Annotated in this window: 9 protein-coding genes; 6 read left to right on the top strand and 3 right to left on the bottom strand. The window is 54.6% G+C overall.

Annotated elements, in window-relative coordinates; all coding sequences use genetic code 11:
* Positions 1–12 precede the first annotated feature (12 nt).
* The 5 genes from J7619_RS00395 to J7619_RS00375 all read left to right on the top strand — a co-directional run bounded on the left by J7619_RS00395 (position 13) and on the right by J7619_RS00375 (position 7,887).
* A complete protein-coding gene (locus tag J7619_RS00395; RefSeq protein ID WP_291192770.1) occupies positions 13–1,725 on the top strand; it encodes a RagB/SusD family nutrient uptake outer membrane protein in 1,713 nt (570 codons plus the stop codon).
* 115 nt (positions 1,726–1,840) lie between these two features.
* On the top strand, positions 1,841–3,277 hold the full coding sequence (locus J7619_RS00390) for a hypothetical protein (RefSeq protein WP_291192768.1): 1,437 nt from the start codon (positions 1,841–1,843) through the stop codon (positions 3,275–3,277).
* 251 nt (positions 3,278–3,528) lie between these two features.
* Positions 3,529–4,539: a GntR family transcriptional regulator gene (locus J7619_RS00385; protein ID WP_291192766.1), complete on the top strand. Its 1,011-nt coding sequence runs from the start codon at positions 3,529–3,531 to the stop codon at positions 4,537–4,539.
* Positions 4,540–4,546: 7 nt separating this feature from the next.
* Entirely contained in the window at positions 4,547–6,127 is a 1,581-nt protein-coding gene (locus tag J7619_RS00380) for an SLC5 family protein (RefSeq protein WP_291192764.1), read from the top strand.
* 62 nt (positions 6,128–6,189) lie between these two features.
* Positions 6,190–7,887, top strand: coding sequence for a GH39 family glycosyl hydrolase (locus tag J7619_RS00375; protein ID WP_291192762.1), 1,698 nt, complete (start codon positions 6,190–6,192; stop codon positions 7,885–7,887).
* Between the two features lie 4 nt (positions 7,888–7,891).
* Here the strand turns inward: J7619_RS00375 and J7619_RS00370 are convergent, their stop codons facing one another.
* The 3 genes from J7619_RS00370 to J7619_RS00360 are packed head-to-tail and all read right to left on the bottom strand — an operon-like array spanning position 7,892 to position 16,192.
* Positions 7,892–10,021 carry an alpha-glucuronidase family glycosyl hydrolase gene (locus J7619_RS00370; protein WP_409012711.1) on the bottom strand — a complete coding sequence of 710 codons (2,130 nt, stop codon included), beginning with the start codon at positions 10,019–10,021 and terminating at the stop codon, positions 7,892–7,894.
* A gap of 31 nt (positions 10,022–10,052) precedes the next feature.
* Positions 10,053–12,017, bottom strand: a complete 1,965-nt coding sequence (locus tag J7619_RS00365; protein WP_291192758.1) for a sialate O-acetylesterase — start codon at positions 12,015–12,017, stop codon at positions 10,053–10,055.
* Between the two features lie 17 nt (positions 12,018–12,034).
* Positions 12,035–16,192 (bottom strand): hybrid sensor histidine kinase/response regulator transcription factor, encoded by a 4,158-nt coding sequence (locus J7619_RS00360; RefSeq protein ID WP_291192756.1) that lies wholly within the window; start codon positions 16,190–16,192, stop codon positions 12,035–12,037.
* A 280-nt stretch (positions 16,193–16,472) separates the two neighbouring features.
* Here J7619_RS00360 and J7619_RS00355 point away from each other — a divergent pair, with 280 nt between their 5' ends.
* The gene (locus J7619_RS00355) at positions 16,473–19,754 is read left to right on the top strand and encodes a TonB-dependent receptor (RefSeq protein ID WP_291192754.1); all 3,282 of its coding nucleotides are present in this window, start codon (positions 16,473–16,475) and stop codon (positions 19,752–19,754) included.
* The last annotated feature ends 3 nt before the right edge of the window (positions 19,755–19,757 follow it).

Here is a 19,757-nt window from a genome sequence, read left to right as displayed (position 1 = left end):
ACCATTTAATCCATGAAACCACAAACCAACCATACAATTCAATCCGGCATTCAGGCTGCGAAAAACGCGGTCGGCTGGTCGGGGAAACTGCTCGCGGGAATTTCCATCGCAGCGGGCATGCTGGTCATGAGCTCCTGCAAGGATGTGCTCGACCTGAAACCGCAGAATGCCTATTCGGAGTCCGACGTATGGACAGATCCGAACCTGGTGCAGGTATTTGTGAACGGTATTTATAACCAGACGGTGATGGCATACAAAGACGGCGGCTTTGGCTGGGGTGCGCAGACCGACGAGCTGTACGGTAACTTCAACTGGACCAATGAAAACAGCTACGTGCAGGGCGAAGCCACGCCCGATAATCAGACCGCTTCCTCGCTGAACCGCTGGGGCGACCTGTATTCTTCCGTTCGCAATTGCAATGTGTTCCTGAAAAACGTAAGCCAGCTGGATACCGTTTCCAATGCGCAAGCGGTGCGTACGATGCGTGGAGAGGTCTATTTCCTGAGGGCGCTGGCTTATTTCGAATTGTTGAAGCGATTTGGCGGCGTGCCGCTGATTACCAAAGTATACGACGTCAACGATACGGGCTTCAACGAAAAGCGTGCCTCGTGGACCGAAACAAAGGACTTCATTCTCGCCGACATCGAGCAGGCGGCAAAGTTGCTGCCCGCAGCCTATTCCGCCGATCTCGACAAAGGCCGTGCCACCACAGGGGCCGTTTTGGCGCTTAAATCGCGATTGCTGCTGTACGCGGCGAGCCCTTATTTCAATACTTCCGGGGATAAGAAGCTCTGGCAGCAGGCCAAAGAAGCCGCCAGGGCAGTCATCGATTTCAAAGGCGCGCCGTACGCTTTGTACGGTAATGCAGCCAATGGGACTTACAACAAGACGTACCTCGAATTTTTCAATCCCGAAGTGATCTTCGCCCGGGTGTACAGCGGCCTGGCGAGGGCCGACCGGTACAATACCGTAAGCCGCGACCTTAGCCCGAATGGTTATGAAGGGTACAGCGCCTACAATGTGGTCCAGCAAATGGTCGACGCATTCGAAATGGCCGACGGGACTGCGTTCAGCTGGACCAACCCGGTGCATTCGAAAAATCCTTATGCCAACCGTGATCCGCGGTTTTACGCTACGATTCTGGCCAATAACCAGCTATTCAAAGGGCGTGCAACCCAGTTTTTTGAAGGCGGCGACGATTCGCCTCAGAGCCCTTACTCGCCCTGGAATGCCTCCAAGACGCGCTATGTGATCCGCAAGATGGTTGACGAGTCGGTCGACTGGCAGAAGCAGGACTACGCTGCCTCGCAATGGGTCGGTTTCAGGCTTTCCGAAATTTACCTGAATTACATGGAAGCCTGCGCCGCATTGGGTGAGGACGGCGAAGCGCTTACTTATCTGAACAAGCTGCGGTCGCAAAAAGCGGGCATGCCTCCGGTGAATGCATCCGGCGCGGCATTGATGGACAAAATCAGACAGGAACGCCGTATCGAACTTTGCTTTGAAGGGCATCGCTATTTCGATATCCGGCGGTGGGGTATGGCTGAGGTCGGTTCGAAGGACGCACTGGGTGTGATCATTACCAAACAGGCCGACGGCACATTTACGTATCAGCCGAATACCGTTCAGAAACGGGTATGGCAACCGGCCCTGTATTTCTACCCGATCCCGCGGACGGAATTGCAGCGGAACCCTTCTCTGACGCAGAATCCGAATTATAATTGAGGTTGTAAAATAAGGAGCGAATTTGCGCTTCACTGACAGCCTCAGTGCACTTACGCAGCATTGTTTTAAGAGGATATTTATAAAGACATTGTATTTTAATTCAAAAACGAAAGGAATGATCAGATTTATCGCCGCTGCTTCTATCTGGCTCGCTGCCCAGCAGCCCGTTAATGCACAAAGCGAAACGTTAAAGTTCCGGTCGACGGACGCTGCATTGCAAACGGCGTTCGATCGGGCAAAGGAAATGGCGCTGAGCCACCGGGGTAATCCGGCCGACCCGGTGGGCGACTGGTACGAAGCTGCATTGCCTTCGCGCTTCGCATTCTGTATGCGCGACGTGGCGCATCAGAGTATGGCCGCCGAAATGCTCGGGCTCGGCAAAGCGAACAGCAATATGTTTTCCCATTTTGCCCGAAACATCTCCGACGGCAAGGATTGGTGCTCGTATTGGGAAATCAATAAAGAAGGAAAGCCCGCGCCGGCAGACTACCGGAACGACGATGAGTTCTGGTATAACCTCAATGCCAATTTCGATGTGATGCAGGCCGCATGGAAGCTCTACTTGTGGACCGGTGATAAACGGTACATCAATGGGCCCGAGTTTGCCGATTTTCACCGGAAATCGGTCCGCGAATATGTGGAACGCTGGGTATTGCAGCCGGATTCGCTATTGTCGCGGCCGCTTCACCCGAATGCGCATGCGGCGTACAACGACAAGGATTCTTTCCACCGCTGCCGTGGGCTCGCTTCCTATTCCGAAGGCGTACATGACCTGAAAATGGGCGTCGACCTGATCGCGTCGCTTTCGCGCGGAATGCAAACCTATGCCGATATGTTGCGTGTGGAAGGCAAAACCGCCGAGGCTGCGGCATTCGATCAAAAGGCCGGGCAATACCGCCAGCACATCGAAAACAAATGGTGGAGCGATAAAGAGGATAAATACTTCACGTACTATTCTTCCAAAGGCGTATTCGGTTATACCGAAGGCGAAACCTTTCTGCTCTGGTTCGATGTATTGAAGGATACGACCAGGGCTCGCAAAACGATTAACCAGATCCTGGCGCGCGATTGGAATATGGAAAACCAGTCGTATTTCCCCTATGTACTGGGGCAGTATGGTTATCCCGAACAGATCCGCAGCCAGATTCTCCACCTGACCGATCCCGCCACCAAACGCCGTGAATATCCCGAGGTTTCCTACGGAGCGGTGCAGGGCGTGGTGCAGGGCATTATGGGCATTGAGGCGGATGCGCGGGTGAACCGGATTACGACGCTGTTCAACGGACGGGCTGAGGATACGCATACCATTGAAAATCTGCCTGTTCTGCAACGGAACATTTCGGTTACGGAATCTGCCAAAACGGCCTCGCTCCGCAATGCGGGCACCGCTGCTGTTCAATGGCGGGTGATGTTTGCAGGAAAACATCCGTTCATACTCGTGAATGGCAAGCGGCAAAAGGCCAGTCAGGCGGTTGTGAAAGGCTCGCGCACGGTGTCGTTTGCGGATGTGCAGGTGGCTGGTAAGCAGGAGATTTCTGCTCGGGTAGAGTAATGTCAGCCTGAGCGGGCCGCGTCACTGTCAGCCTGAGCGGACGGGGTCACTGTCAGCCTGCGCGGGCCGGGTCACTGTCAGCCTGAGCGGGCTGGGTCACTGTCAGCCTGAGCGGAGTCGAAGGCCGTTACTGCAACGGCCTTCGACCGCCCGGCCCTGTCCGCTGACAAAAAAGTGCGATGCCCCTCATTTCAATTCAACCCCTTTCGTGAATAAATAAGTTTTTAGCTTTACGAAGTAAATACCGCTGAATGGAGAGCATATTTGATAAAATTAAGGAATTGCGGGAGGTGACATCCTATTCCAAACACGACCAGATCGTCGTTGGGATCATTAATGCGATCGACCAGAAGATTGTTGCACCCAACGATTTGTTGCCGTCGGTCAACCAGATGATCCAGGAACTGAATTTCTCCCGCGAAACCATACGCAAGGGGTATGGTGAACTGGTAGACAGGGGAGTGGTCGAATCCAAAAACAGGATAGGATATTATGTGACCAATGCGCAAACCGACCAGTTCATGAAGGTGGCCCTGATCATGTATAATCTCGACACATTCGAAGAACTTTTCTACCGGAATTTCAGGAAAGAACTCGGTAAAAAAGTCCATCTGGACGTGTTTTTCCATCATGGCAGCGTGGATGTGCTGGAAAGCACATTGTTCCAGATCAAGGGGAAATACGGCATGTACGTGGTGGCGCCGATCCCGCACCGCAAGACGAAGGAAATCCTGGAAACCATTCCCCGGAGCAACCTGCTGATATTCGACCGGTTTGAGCAGCTGGACGGCGAAGTGAGCTATATCGCGCAGGAATTCGAGCGCTCGACCTATGCAGTGCTCGAAGCGCTCGCGGACAAGATCCGGGAGTTCGATGAGATCATTTTCTATCATTCCCCCAAATCCCTCGACCCGAAAGAGATCGTGTTCTCATTCAAACGGTTCCTGCACGACTATGCCATTCAGGGGCAAATCGTGAGCGAATTTGTGCCGGGGTCGGTCGAGAAGGGGAAGGCCTATTTCACGCTCGATAACTACACGATGTGGTCGATCCTGAAAGAATGCAAGGGCAAAAAATTTACAATGGGCGTCGATGTAGGGCTGCTGTCCGTCAACGATGAACCCGCCAAGGAGTTTGTCGACATTACTACCTATTCGACCGACTTCGCGTTGATGGGAAAGCTCGCCGGGCAATCGATTATGCAAAAGCAGAAGATCCAGGTGATCCTGCCCAATGTACTGATCCGCAGAAAAACCTTGTGACCGTCCCATGCGCGAAGAAGTGGCCCTGAGCGGCATTGATGCCGGCATTATCGTGCTTTACCTGGCTATTCTGGTCGGGGTAGGGATTTACTTCTCCCGCCAGCGCCGGATCGAAACAGCCAGCGACCTCTTCCTGGGCGGCCGGTCATTGAAATGGTATAATGTCGGTCTGTCCATATTTAGCAGTAATGTGAGCCCCGTCATGCTCGTGGGCTACGGCGGCATGGCTTACACGACAGGCATGGTCGCTGCCAACTTCGACTGGCTGGCCTGGTGGTTTCTGCTGCTGCTGGCGATGGTGTTCGTGCCGCATTATTTCGCGACGAAAGTGAGCACCATGCCCGAATTCCTGTTGCGGAGGTACGGCCAGCGCTCATTTACCTTCCTCACTTACTATTCCATGATTTCGACGCTCATCGCATCGGTGAGTTTCGTGCTGCTCACCGGCGGGCTGGTGATCGCACAGCTTCTCGACGTGCCTTTCTGGGTGGCGGCGGTGGGCGCCACCGTGCTCGCAACGAGCTTCACAGCTACGGGCGGCCTTGGCGCGATTGCCAGAACGGGCGTGATGCAATCCGTCGTGGTGACAGTCGCGGCGCTGATTGTCGGCGTAATCGCGATCGACCGCATTGGCGGGATTGGTGAGGTGGTAAGCCGCTCCCCGAAGGAATTCTGGACTATTTTTCGTCCGTCCGACGACCCCGTCTATCCGTGGCACGCGGTCCTGCTCGGCTACCCGGTGGTCGGGATCTGGTACTGGTGCACCGACCAGACGATCGTTCAGCAGACCCTTGCGGCCAGGGATATCCGGCATGGCCAGTATGGCACCATGCTCATGGCGGGCCTCAAAGCCCTGGTACCCTTCATTTTCCTGCTGCCGGGGATCTACTGCTACATCCTGTTTCCCAATCTCAGTAATCCGGATCATGCCTATCTGGTTATGACGGCTAACCTGCTCCCGGTCGGCCTGGTAGGCATTACGCTCGCCGCGCTCATTGCGGCGCTTGTGTATGATGTGGCAGTGGGTATCAATGCGTTCAGCATGGTTTTTTCTTTGAATGTTTATTCCAAAATCATCGATCCCGATGCCTCGCAACAGAAGCTCCGGACTGTCGGGCGGGTAGTGATTATCGGCTCGTCGTTCATCGCCATGATGATGTCGATCCTGCTATCGACCGTCGACAAAGGACTGTTCGACCTTTCGCAGGCTGTGGGCACCTACCTGGCCCCTCCGCTGACCACCGTGTTTTTAATGGGGGTAATCTGGAAAAAGGCTACCAGCCTTTCCGCCAACCTCACCTTGTACCTCGGTTCTCCGCTCTGCCTGGGTATCGGCATCATGCAGCTGACCGACTTCCCGCACAAAGCATTCTGGCCGCATTTCATGCTGCTCACATTCCTGCTGACCGCCTTTCTGATGGTTTTTATGGTCGCCGTTTCCCTTTTATTTCCCGAGGAACGTCCCGGCTCGCTGCCGACGCTGGCCGAAACCTACGCTTCACAGCCGCATTACGACCGCCGGGGCATTTGGCTGGGCTGGGCGTGCATCGGGGTGGTGATGGGAGGGCTTTATTTTCTATTCAGATAAACCGGGTTTTGTCGATAGATTTTGTGACCGTGCAGCTTTCCTTATCGCTTAAACACCGTCACATGCTTTTCAAAAGAACCAAACATGTCCTGTTCCATGCCGCCATCCTGGGCACGGCATTATCCACTCCCGTTTTCAGCCAGCAGCAGCCCGTCGTGATCGACGTTAACCTGACGAAGGTAAAGGCCCCTATGCAACCCATTTGGGCGTTTTTTGGCTATGATGAGCCCAATTATACCTATATGAAAGATGGGAAAAAACTGCTTACGGAAATCTCGCAGTTCAGCAAGGTTCCCGTGTATGTGCGGGCGCATAGCCTGCTGGTGACGGGCGATGGCGAGGCAGCGCTCAAATGGGGTTCTACCAACGCTTATACCGAAGATGCGCAGGGCAAACCGGTGTACGATTGGAAGATCGTGGACAAAATTTTTGATACCTACATTGAAAGGGGTATGAAACCCATTGCGCAGATCGGTTTCATGCCGCAGGCGTTGTCGTCGAAACCCGAACCGTACCGTCACCACTGGAAGCCGGGCGATAATTACAACGACATTTACCTGGGCTGGGCCTATCCTCCCAATGATTATAACAAATGGGCCGAGTTGGTGTATCAATGGGTAAAACATTCGGTAGCCCGCTATGGCAAGAAGGAAGTGGAAAGCTGGTACTGGGAGCTTTGGAATGAGCCGAATATCAGTTACTGGAAAGGGACTGTGGACGAATACATTAAACTATACGACTACACGGCCGACGCGGTCAAACGGGCATTGCCTACTGCCAAAATGGGCGGGCCGGAGGTGACCGGCCCTTCGTGGGACAAATCGGAGGCGTTCATGCGGAAATTCCTCGACCACGTTACATCCGGCAAGAATTACGTGACCGGCAAAACCGGCACGCCCATCGATTTTGTCACCTACCACGCCAAAGGTGCACCGAAAATAGTGGAAGGCCATGTGCAGATGAATATGGGCACGCAACTGCGCGATCTCGACAAGGGTTTCGAGATTGTCGCTTCGTATCCGGCGCTCAAAAAGTTACCGATCATTATCGGCGAATCCGATCCGGAGGGATGCGCGGCATGCTCGGAGGATGTAAGTCCGCAGAATGCCTACCGCAACGGCACCATGTATTCGAGCTATACGGCGGCGTCTTTTGCCCGGAAATACGAGCTGGCCGAGGGGCGGGGCGTGAATTTGCTCGGCGCGGTGAGCTGGTCGTTCGAGTTTGAGGACCAGGCCTGGTTCCGCGGGTTCCGCGACCTGGCGACTAATGGCGTCGACAAGCCGGTGCTCAACGTGTTCCGGATGTTTGGTATGATGGAAGGAAACCGGGTGGAGGTGAAACAAAACCTGGCCTATGATTTCAAAATGGTGAGAGATGAAAGTGTTCGTAAAGAGGCGGATATCAATGGCATCGCTTCCAAATCGGGCAATTCGGCAGCCGTCATGGTATGGAACTACCACGACGACAATATCCCGTCACCCGATGCGACCGTGAAAGTGTCGGTACAAGGGCTGCCGTCGCAAAAAGTAATGCTCTACCACTACCGCATCGACAAGGAAAATAGCAATTCTTACGAAGCCTGGAAAGCGATGGGCTCCCCCAAACAGCCGACCGCCGAGCAAATCAGGCTGTTGGAAAAGGCCGGGCAGCTTGCATTGCTGACTTCGCCGCAATGGATCGAGCCCAAGAATGGCAACGCGACGGTAGAAATGCAGCTGCCACGCCAGGGCGTGTCGTTGCTGCATTTCAAGTGGTGAGGTATCAGCGCATTAAATAGCTGTTGACGATCTCCTTTACTTCCTGCAAAGTTCTGCCGGGAGCCGGGTAAATCGTCGGGATTGGTTTTCGGGAGAAGGTTTGCAAATACAATACCCATGCATCTCGCCACCAAATGGCCTCTTTGTGTTGCTTCATGAGCCGGCCGGTAACGTCGGCGTGGATCGCCGGGTCCACCGATGATTTTACGCCGGCCCATTGTTTTTGCATCCAGCGCACGGAGTCGGCGCCGGTATAGAACCTGTGGCACAGCTCGTCCCAGAGGCTCCTCCCTGAGTTTAGGTTTTGCGACCAGGGAATGTGATGGAACCAAAGCAAATAGGGGAGCGGGCATGTTTCTGCACGGAGCCAGGCACGGCTGGCTTCCGGGCGGTATTGTTGCAATGCATTGCTGCCGGTAGCCGTGCGGTCGAATCCCAGGCCGAGGGTGTCGGCCCGGTGGTAGTATATGGCCGTCCAGTCGGGGCGGGAGCTGCGATTTTGCCACGGCTCGGGTGCGTAATGGCTGCCCGTCCAGGGGCGCGAGAGGCCCAGCGGCGTATTGTAATCCACGTAAATTTCCCTGGAACGCAGCATGATATCGCTGATCGTGGACACATCTTTGTCTTCGGTGGTCAGGGTAAGTTGTGTCCATTCGCGCGCGATGGCCTCCGGGCTCAGCGTATGGTCCCAGGCCAGCCGCCCGAAAGCGTACCAGTTAGCCTGCGCCATCGGATGCCCGGTCCAGTTGCGATCGGAGCCGGTATTGGCCACGCCCGCGATGCAGGTCAATGGATAATTGTGCAGCGAGCCGTCGATAATGCGGGCTACGGTGGAGCCTTTTCCATGCACATAGGTGTCCGCATCGAGGCATTCTTTGAAGAGCGGGGCCTCGTAAACCCAATGCGTCGCGAAGCCCGTATATTCCTGCGTCAGTTGAAACTCCATGCCCAGCGGCGTCCCGGGCATATTCCCGAACAACGGCGAAAACGGCTCGCGGGGCTGGAAATCGATCGGGCCATTTTTGACCTGGACGATCACATTTTTCGCAAATTTCCCATCGAGCGGAGCAAACTCTTCATAAGCGGCCTTGAAGCGGTCGGCGGTAGGATCGGCTTTGTAAACAAATGCCCGCCAGATGACCACACCGTCGAATGGGGCAAGTGCCTCGGCGAGCATATTGGTACCGTCGGCATGGGTGCGGCCGTAATCCTGCGGACCGGGCTCACCCTCGGAATTGGCTTTCACCAGAAAACCTCCGAAATCGGGGATAGCCCGGTAGATTTCCTTCGTTTTTTCGGTCCACCATTTTCTGACTTCCGGGTCGAGCGGATCGGAAGTTTTCAGGCCTCCCAGCGTTTTGGGAGCTGCGAAATGGATGGATAAATAGGTTTTAATACCATATTTCCTGAAAATACCGGCCAATGCGGCCACTTTGGGCAGATACTCGGCCGTCAGAAAGCGCGCGCTGGCATTCACATTGTTCACGACTGTGCCGTTAATGCCGATCGACGCATTGGCCCGGGCATAATCCGTATAGCGCGGATCGACCGTTTCGGGCAGCTCGTACCATTTCCACAACGACGATCCCGCGTACCCGCGCTCGATAGTCCCTTCGGGGTTATCCCAATGGTTGAGCATCCGCAGCTGGATTTTCGGGCTGCTCTGCCCTGCGACTTTCTCAACAGGCAAGTGCTGTTGCAAATGCCGGAGCAATGCGAAGCTGCCATACAGTACGCCCGCATCTTTCGGAGCGGTGATGACCGTGTTGCCGCCCCGCATGCCGATCGAATAGCCATCTCCGGATGCGATACCGGCCGAAACCGAAAGGATAACCCCATTCTGATTGTTGAGCGGATTTTTCACGATCTGAACCGGTTTGCCAAGCATGGCGGTCAGGCCGGTCTGCAATTCTTTGGCGGCGCTGTTCAGGATATCACTGTTGCCCGATACAGCTATAAAGTTGAAAGATTTGCTGTAAGCGGCCCGCATCGAAGCATTTTGAATGCGGTTATATTTGAGCCAAAGCCGGTAACCGTCGTCGGCCCACGCCTGATTGGTAAAAATGAAGGTGAAAATCAGCAGCAGGGCCAGGTTTTTTATGCTGTCGGACAAAAGGTTTTTGCTGAATAACATCATGTACAGAGTTGGATATGGTCGTCAGGTTTTAGTGATTTTGAGCAGAACCCTGGCCATCGGTGCGGAAGGGCGAGGCGGGGAGGCCGGCCGAATTGTAAAAATTGACCCCCTCCGGGTTATCCTGCCAGGCATACCGGACGTATCGCGGCGATTTGACCTGCTCGGTATGTAATGCGATCCGGTCTTTTCCGATTATCTCGGCTTCCGCCCAGTAAAACTTCCGGTCGTCGCCCGCAACGGCAAACCAGCGCAATGCCTCGCCGTCGGACGACACGATGCCCTCGCCGACCTGATCGAATGTCAACAGGACCTTGTCGTTTTCGACGCGGTGCGATTTCAGCACGGGCCCGGAGTAAATGATGTCCTTCTCGCCATATGCCTGGTTCCGGGCGGCCAGCGCGAGCCGGTGTCCGATATCCTTCTTATTGAGCGGGTGGATATCGTTCCATTCGCCGAGGTCGATGGTGACGGCCACGGCGGTGTTGGGTAATGCAAGCGCCTTGTTCTGCGCTTCCCGAAGCAATGCAATATTGCTTTCCGCCGGGGTGTAGTCGATGTCCTGGAAGTTGGGCAGTTGTGCTACAAGGAACGGCAGGCGGTCGTCGTGCCACAATGAGCGCCAATCGTTGATCAGCGCCGGGAGCCATGCATTGTAAGGTTCGGGGTTACTTGTATTCGATTCGCCCTGATACCACAAAAATCCTTTGATTTTCAGGGGCAGGACCGGCGCGATCATCGCATTGTACAGGGCCGTCGGCTGGTTCTGATGCACCAGTCGGGCAGTTGCCGGGGCTTGTCCGGGCGGAAACACGGCACCGACTTTGTATTGCCACGTGCCTTTCAAATCGATCGTATCGCTTCCGGTTGTCATAAAATAGGGCTTGTCGGGCACGAAACCGCCCTTGCCCGAAGAGTTGGTAACCCTGATCACGAAGCTATTCTGCCCCGGTTTGAGCAAATCGCCCGGGATCTCGTATCGCCGGGGCGGGTATTGGTAAGTAATGTTGCCTATTTTCTTCCCATTGACATACATTTCGTCGGCATCCACAATGCGTCCCATATATAGTTTAACAGGCTTTCCGGCCCAGCTTTGGGGTACCTCAATGGTTTTTCTGAACCATACCACACCATCGAGCGCTTTCAGGCCCTGATCTTCCCAATACCCGGGGATATTGAAATTTCGCCATCCTTTGGGCTGGTAGGCGTTGCCTTCCCAATGTTCCCGCTGACCTGCGTCGGTTACCGGGCGACGCGGCGGAATTGCGTTCGCGATGCGGGCCAGTGCATTCACATAGCTGGTATCCTTGTTTTGGGAAATGGTTTTCCGGATGTTTTCAAAATCCTTGAAGCCACTTTCACTGATCCAGGCTTCGATCGGTGTGCCGCCGACGGAGCTATTGATGATACCGATCGGGACTTTGTGTCTGGTATAAATTTCACGGGCAAAAAAGTAGGCGACGGCACCGAAGCCGAGCACGTTTTCGGGGCTGGCCGTTTTCCATTCGCCTTTGGGGAAATCCTCCGCCGGGCCGTTCAGGCTGGTGAGCGTCGGCACGAAGAAATTGCGGATTTCGGGATAGTTGGCCGACGCAATGTCTGTTGGAAAACGCTCTTTCACGCGTTCCATGTTGATCACCATATTGCTTTGCCCGCTGCACAGCCACACATCCCCGAATGCTATATCCGAGATCCGGACTTCATTCCTTCCTTTCAAAATCATCGAATACCCGGTGCCTGCGGAATGCGCAGGGAGCCCTATTTCCCATTTCCCGGCTGCGTTTGCCGAGGTTTTGTAAGTTTTTCGGTCAAATTGAAGGGTAATCTGCTCTTTGGGCGAAGCCCAGCCTCCTATTTTAAGGGGTTGGTCGCGCTGCAAAACCATGTGGTCGGCAACCAGCCGGGGCAGGCGGATTTGCGCATGCAGGGGAAGGGCCACACAAAGGAGGAGCAGGGCCAGCGGGTGTAAAATCTTTATCCGGATTGATCCGATCATGTTTAAAGTGTTATAATTCAATGCGATGTATGTAAAAGAGGTTTGCGTTTCATTGTCTTGTATTCGGAGGGCAGCATATTGAACTTGGCCTTGAACGACTTCGTGAAATAGTTGGGCGTGGCAAAACCGGCGGTATAGGAGATTTGCGAAACGTTCATGTCGCTTTTCTCAAGCAACAGCGCGGCCTTTTCCAGTTTGATCGACCGGATGAATTCGATAGGGCTTTGTCCGCTGATTTCCAGTACTTTGGTATAGAGCGTGCCACGGCTCATGCCTACGTGCCGGGCGAGGTTCTCAACGCTGAGCTGGGTCGAATTCAGGTTGTCGTCGATGTAGGAAAGTATGCCCCGCAACAGTTTTACGTCACCGGACTCGATCGCCACGTCACGGCCCGTCATTTGTATCTGCCTCGAATACACATCTTTAAGCAGCCTGTTCAGGAGCAGCAGGTTATTGATTTTAACATTCAGTATTTCAAAATTGAAAGGCTTGGTCAGGTAATCGTTTGCACCGGAGCTCAGGCCCTTCAATTGCTGCTCTTCCCCGCTCGATGCTGTAAGGAGGATGATCGGGATATGGCTCGTCCGCTTGTCGGACCGGATCTTTTCGCTCATAGCGAGCCCGTCCATTTCCGGCATGGCAATGTCGCTCACGATCAGTTCGGGATGGCAGCTGAGTGCTTTTTGCCAGCCTTCTTTGCCATCGGTGGCTTCCAGCACGCGGTAATGGGCTTTCAGGTTTTCTTTGAGATAATGCCTGAACTCCGCATTGTCCTCGACGATCAGTATCCGGGGCAAATCGCTGCCCGCCAAATCGTTGCCCGGCAGGTCGCTGCCCGGCAAACCTGCGAGGTCGGTTGGCGGTGCCTTCATGGCAGGAGTTAGGGTGCCTTCGGCGGGCACGGTTTCGGCGAGAGGGGCCGGAGGAGCAATTTCCACGGGGTTGAATACCCAGGTTTCGCAGGGAAGCCCGACGGTGAAAACGCTGCCTCTGCTGCCATTGCTCCCTACTGTGATAAACCCGCCATGCATTTGGACAAACTCCCGGACGATCGACAGGCCGATCCCGCTGCCCTGGTTGAGCACCGAGGCGCCCGCGTCGTCCTGGAAGAACCGGTCGAAGATCTTCTCATGATGTGCCGGCGCAATACCGATGCCGGTGTCTGATACTTTGATATACAGCCAGTTTTGTTGTGACTCGTCTGTGCCGCAGGTCAGTTGCAACGCCACTTCGCCTCCTTCCGGTGTGAATTTGAATGCATTGGAAAGCAGGTTGAAAAGAATGCGTTCCATCTTGTCGGCATCGAAATCGATCAGCAAATGCGCGATGGGACTATCGAATGTAAAGCGGATGCGTTTCCGCTGGGAAAGGTCGCTGAACGAGTCGCACGCATCGCGTATGAAAGGTACGATGTCGGCGCGGCGGAGATCGGCTTTCAATTCCTGTTCCTGCAAGTTTTTGAAATCCAGCAGCTGGTCGACCAGGTTGAGCAGCCGTTTGGCATTGCGACGGATCGCCGAAATCTGGGGCTGGTGGGGCGATTCCTGTGCGAGCAGGTTTTCCACCGGCGCGAGAATGAGCGAAATGGGTGTTCGGAATTCGTGGCTGAGGTTGGTGAGAAACTTGATTTTCAGCCTGTCGAGCTCCTGCTTGCGTTCCGTTTCGCGGCGTGCCTGCTCTTCCCTAAACTTCCGGTTCAGTCTGCGGATGCCGCGGCGTCGCATGAGGAACACGGCCACAATGGGGGCGAGTACGTAGAAAATGTAGGCGTAAATGGTGAGGTAAAAAGGAGGTTTGACGATCACCGAGACGGTCGTCGGGGGCGAGCTCCAGTCGCTGCCGTCGCTGCTGGCCTGTACCTCGAAGCGGTAGTCGCCGGGACTGAGGTTGATGTAACTGGCCGTGTTGGCCTGGCTCGCCTGCTGCCATTCATTTTGCAGTCCCACGAGGCGGTACCGATAGGCGGTCTGTTCGGGGTTGGTGTAATTAAGCGCCCCGTAACCGATCGAAAAGTTCTGCTTGTAATCGAGGCGGATCGTCCGCGCGACCGAAATGTCGGCGTCGATCATGGCCGAATCAGCGGATGTGATGCTGCGGTTCCCGACTTTCAGGTCCCTGAGCATCACCGGGGTTTGGCCCTGCTGCTTTTTCAGGCCACGGGTGTCGATGTAGTTGAAACCCGCAATGCCGCCGAAAAATAGTACGTTGTCCGACGTTCGCATACCCGCACCGAGCGCGAACGTATTGTTTTGCAGGCCATTATGTGCCGTATAGTTGGTGAATTTCTTTTTATGTAAATCAAAAAAACTGATTCCTTCATTGGTACTCACCCAGATACGCCCCTGCGCGTCTTCCAACACCTTGTTTACCATCCCGCTCGGAAGCCCCTCATTGACACCGAATGTGATGAACCTGCGTGTTTTCGGGTCAAATAGCGCAAGGCCTTCGCCGCCGGTACCCGCCCAGATATTACCCCGGCTGTCTTCCAGGAGCGAAAGCACATTGTTGTTGGGAAGCGCGGCGGTTTCGCGGTCAAGCAGTGTGGAAACGCGTTTTTCAGGGTCAAAAACGGCAATACCGGTCCCGTGTGAGGCGATCCACATTTTCCCGTGCCGATCCTCCAAAATATCGCGGATGTAGGCATTCAGCGGGATCATGCGTTTCAGAAGGGAAATGTTGGGGTCAAAAAACCTTTCGAATTGCCTGGTTTCCGGATGGTACACATTGACGCCCCCGCCATTTGTACCAATCCACAGTCTTCCTTTTTTGTCCCTCGTAAGGGAAAAAATATTGTTGTTGCCCAATGAAGTAGCCTCCGGGCCTTGCAGGAACTGGTCGTACGCGCCTGTCGCGGGGTTCAGGCGGAACAGCCCGTCCTGGAATGTACCGATCCAGAGCGCATCCGGCGTCGTCAGTTCCAGCGACAGAACGGCCAATCCCGAGGAAGCCGCCTTGTTCCGGGCGTGGATGGTAACCTGGCGGAAAAGATTGGTCTTACGGTCGTAGAGGTTCACGCCGCCATCGTCGGTCCCCACGAAAATGCGGCCGTCGGGATGCTCAGCGAATGAAGTGACGAAAGGGGCGCTGAGGCCGTACGGATCATAGGGATCGCAGCGTTTCAGCCCGAAAAGCGTCAGGTTACGGTCGTATTTGTTCACGCCGCCCTTGTAAGTGCCCATCCACGTAATACCCGAAGAGTCGGTGAGGATGTTGCGTATAGACTTGTTCGTTATGCTGAACGGCATGCGCGGGTCGGGCGTGTGGTGCGTAATGTGCCCCGTGCGCGTATCGATGATATTCAGCCCGCCGTCGGTGCCGATCCAGACCTCGTTCCGGCTTTGCGGAGCGATCGAAAAGATCATATTATTGCTGATCGACTGGCCGTTGCCGGGCTGGTAACTGAATTGCCGGTCCGGTTTTCCGTCGGGAGAAAGAGTGAATAAGCCGCGCTGTGTCCCGATCCACATGTTGCCGGCACTGTCCTGGCTGATGGCCGTCACAAAGTCGGCACCGTCCTGGTTACCTTGCTTGCCATGGTAATCGATGGGGACAAACCGGTTTTGATTACTTGAAAATCTGAAAAGCCCATTGCTTGTGCCGACCCACATTTGCCGGTTCCGGTCGCGGAAAACGCGATGTACGTGCTTGCCTGCCACCTGCGGCGGGACACCCGTTGTGGTGCCGAATGTTTTGAAATTCAAGGTGTGAGGGTCAATGATAATGAGGCCCTGGGTAGTGCCGGCCCAGATTTTACCCTGCGCATCCTCGCATAGCGAATTGATACTGTGAAGCGCTTTAACCCTGACAAATGAGTCCCTCCGGCGATCGTACAAATGCAGGGAGCCAATAATCGTCCCCACCCAGATGCGGCCTGCGCGGTCTTCATAGAGCGCCGAAACGTCGTTGGATTTCAGGGAGGTTGAGCCCGTTTTCCGGTGCCGGTAAACGGTGAAACCTGTCCCGTCATATTTATTGAGGCCGTCGTCGGTAGCGAACCACAGTAAGCCGAAACGGTCTTTCAGGATCGCGGTGACGGTGTTGGAAGATAGCCCGTCCATGGAAGTGATGGCGGTGAAACGGGGCGGTTCGCTTTGGGCAATAGCCATCTGTCCCAGGCCGGCAAAAAGCAGTGGCAGGCTCATCAGTAAGCGCAGAAACGGCCGGATTTGTATCAAGTGTTAAGCAATAAAGGTGATTTACTATAAAGACGACGGAAACACGTGTTTCTCCGCCGTAAAGAATGGGTTAAATGCAACTTTGTCCCTGAATTTGCCACTTTTAGCCCCTTTTTGAACATTTGTTCCCATAGTTTGAACAAATGTGCTCACGGTCGGCTTCGCGGTCATACTACTTTTGTCCATTGTCAGGTTACCATAAATTATTGGAATCATTATGTTCTAAAAATATATTGTCAAAATGACAAATAAAAATTTTCAACAAAAACCCTGCAAGCGTATGCGCTACTTTTTACTGAACAAGAGAAACCGGCTCCGCACATTGGCGACCATGGGATGGCCGCTGATGCTGGCGATGACGCTGGATCCCGGCGGCGACGCCCGTGCATCGAAAATCGATTTGAAAGCGCATGTCCGTCAGGTCATGGCGGAGGTGGAAGTAACCGGGAAGGTTACGGGAGAGGCTGGTGCCGGGCTTCCGGGCTCCGGGCTTCCGGGCGCCGGGCATCCGGGTGATGCGCTACCGGGAGTGAGTATCCTGATCAAAGGTACCACGCGCGGAACAATAGCCGATGAAAACGGGAATTTCAGGATTAATGTCCCCGATAACGAACAGACCGTGCTGGTGTTTTCGCTGGTAGGTTATGTTTCCAAAGAAGTAGTGGTGGGAAACCAGAAGGTCGTGAACGTAACGCTCGCTCCCGACCATAAAGTACTGGAAGAAGTGGTCGTAGTCGGCTACGGGACGCAGCGCAAGCGGGATGTGACCGGCTCGGTGGTTTCGGTGAGCGAGTCGACGCTCAAAGAGGTACCCGCGCCGAACCTGGTGAGCCAGCTCAAAGGCCGTGCGGCCGGTGTGTCCATTATCAGTAACGGCAGCACGCCCGGTTCGCAGGGGCAGATCAGGATCCGCGGTAACCGCACGCTGACCACCAGTTCGGGATCGAGTGATGGCCTTGACGGCCCGTTGGTGGTGGTCGACGGTATCCCGTTCGGCGGATTGAACGACATCAACCCCGATGATATTCTCAGCCTGGAAGTATTGAAAGACGCTTCTGCAACGGCCATCTATGGCTCGCGCGGTGCGGGCGGGGTGATCCTCGTGACGACCAAAAGAGGGAAGATCGGCAAGCCTGTGTTCAGCTACGACGGCTACCACGGCGAAACGCGTATCATGGGTAAATTCAATGTGATGAATGGCCCTGAATATGCTCAGTTCAAAGCGGATGCTGCCAAATACAACCGCACGAGCCCCGGCACATCGGGCTATTTGCTTACTCCGAAAGAACAGGAAGCGCTGGACAAAGGGGTGTCTACCGATTGGCAGGACCTGATCTACAAGCCCGGTTTTATGTCCAATCACCAGCTTGGCATGCAGGGCGGTGTCGAAAACACGCAGTACTCGCTGGGTTTGGGGTATTTCAATGAAACGGGCATTATCCCTAACCAGAACTTCCAGCGCTTCAACCTTCGCGCGACGATCGATCAGCGGATCGGGAAAAATATCAAGGTCGGATTGAACACGCTGAACACCCTTACCTACCAGAACACACCCGGCGGAGGTGGCGTTCCGGGCGGACTGGTGCGCCTGACACCGCTCGCGTCGCCCTACAATGCCGACGGCAGTGTGAATATGTTCCCATCGGAAGGGTCTATCGATGCCACCGGGGTGAGTCCGCTCACGATCATGACCAAGAAGGATTCCTACCTCGGCCGTACGCGCTCGGTGCGTACGTTCAACAGCCTGTACGCGGAGGTGAACATTCTGCCCGGTTTGAAATACCGGTTCAATGCAGGTCTGAATTTCAGCCAGTCGAATTACAATGGCTATAATGGCCCGCTGACCTATTTCAATTCGGCCACGGTACAGTCTTCTTCCACGGCGGAAATCAGCAACACCGAGTACTGGGACGTGAACCTGCAACATTTGCTTTACTACGATAAAACATTCGCAGACAAGCATAAACTGGGTTTCACCGCACTTTATGAATACACTAAAAACCACTCCCTCGGCAGCCGCTTTACCGTGACCGGCGTACCGGCGGACTACATTAAAACGTCGAACTTTTCACTGGCGTCCGGCCAGCCTGTGGCCAACTCGGATTTCGGTAACTCGTTTTCTGAAACGGGCTTGCTTTCCTACATGGGACGGCTCAATTACAGCTACGACGATCGTTATCTGTTGACATTGACCTTGCGCAGGGACGGCTCTTCCACGCTGTCACCCGGGAATCAGTATTTCAACTATCCGGCGATCGGCCTGGGTTGGAATGTGATCGAGGAAGGGTTTATGAAAAGCGCTGCTTTTGTTTCGAACCTGAAACTACGCGGTGGCTGGGGTGTGTCGGGGAACCGGAACGTGGGCGCGTATTCGACGCTCGGCGCATTGTCGGCCGGATATTACAATTTTGGAACAGGTACAGCCGGTCAGCAACTGGCCTACACCGTTACGAGTCTTCCCGCGAGCAATCTGAGCTGGCAATCGACGTCGCAGGTCGATATCGGTGTCGACTTCGGGTTTCTGAACAATCGCATTACCGGTTCGGTCGATTGGTACCACCAGAAAACGAAAGACATTTTGCTGTCGGTGCCGCTTCCGCCGAGCAACGGGGCCGGTTCGACTTTGAAAAACCTGGGTAAAACCGAGGGTAAAGGTTTGGAAGTAGCGGTTACTTTCGAGATCGCCAGAAAGCCGAAAGGGTTCAATTGGAGCGTGGACGCGACCTATTTCTTCAACCGCGAGAAAATCACCCAGCTGACCACCCCGCAGGAAAAGGCCAACCTCGGTGCGGGATGGTTCGTAGGACAGCCGCTTTCGGTGATTTACGATTACAAAAAGCTGGGTATCTGGCAGCTTAGCGACGCGGAGAACGGAACGCTGGCCAAGCAGGTATCCCCCGTGCAATATCCGGGGCAGATCAGGGTCGAGGATTTGAATGCAGATGGAAAAATCGATGCGAGCGACCGGCAGATCCTGGGTAATTTCCAGCCTAAATGGGAGGGAGGGCTTACCAACCGTTTCAGATTTAAAAATTTCGATGCGTCGATTGTCACCTATGCGCGGATGGGCATGAAAGTGCTTGTACCTTATCTGACAGGTAACTCGACGGGTTCGGGCGGGTTTGCATTCTTCAACCAAAGCCGCGTCAATCAGGTGAAAGTCGATTACTGGACCGATACCAACCCGACCAATGCATTCCCGGCACCCGACGCGAGCAGCGCGGTGGCCAACTTCGGGTCGACGCTCGGATATTACGACGGCTCGTTTATCAAATGCCGGAGCATTAACCTCGGGTACACGTTCGCGAGCGATATCATCAAGAAGATCGGCGCTACGTCGGCCCGCATTTACGTGAACCTGACGAACCCGTTCATCATCTATTCGCCATTGGTGAAAGACAACCTGGCCGTGGACCCGGAAGGGAACAGCTACGCCAGCGGACAATCGACGCTTAACCCGCAGGGCGCGAGCGAGCGTGGAGCGCCGGAGCGACAGATCGCCGTAAACCTCAATAACCCACCGGTAAGACAATTCACTGTGGGCGTAAACCTTAAATTCTGATCC

This window comes from Dyadobacter sp. (genome assembly GCF_017744695.1).
Lineage (GTDB): Bacteria > Bacteroidota > Bacteroidia > Cytophagales > Spirosomataceae > Dyadobacter.
Note: the sequence above shows the minus strand (reverse complement) of the source record. Positions and strands in the feature narration are given on the sequence as shown.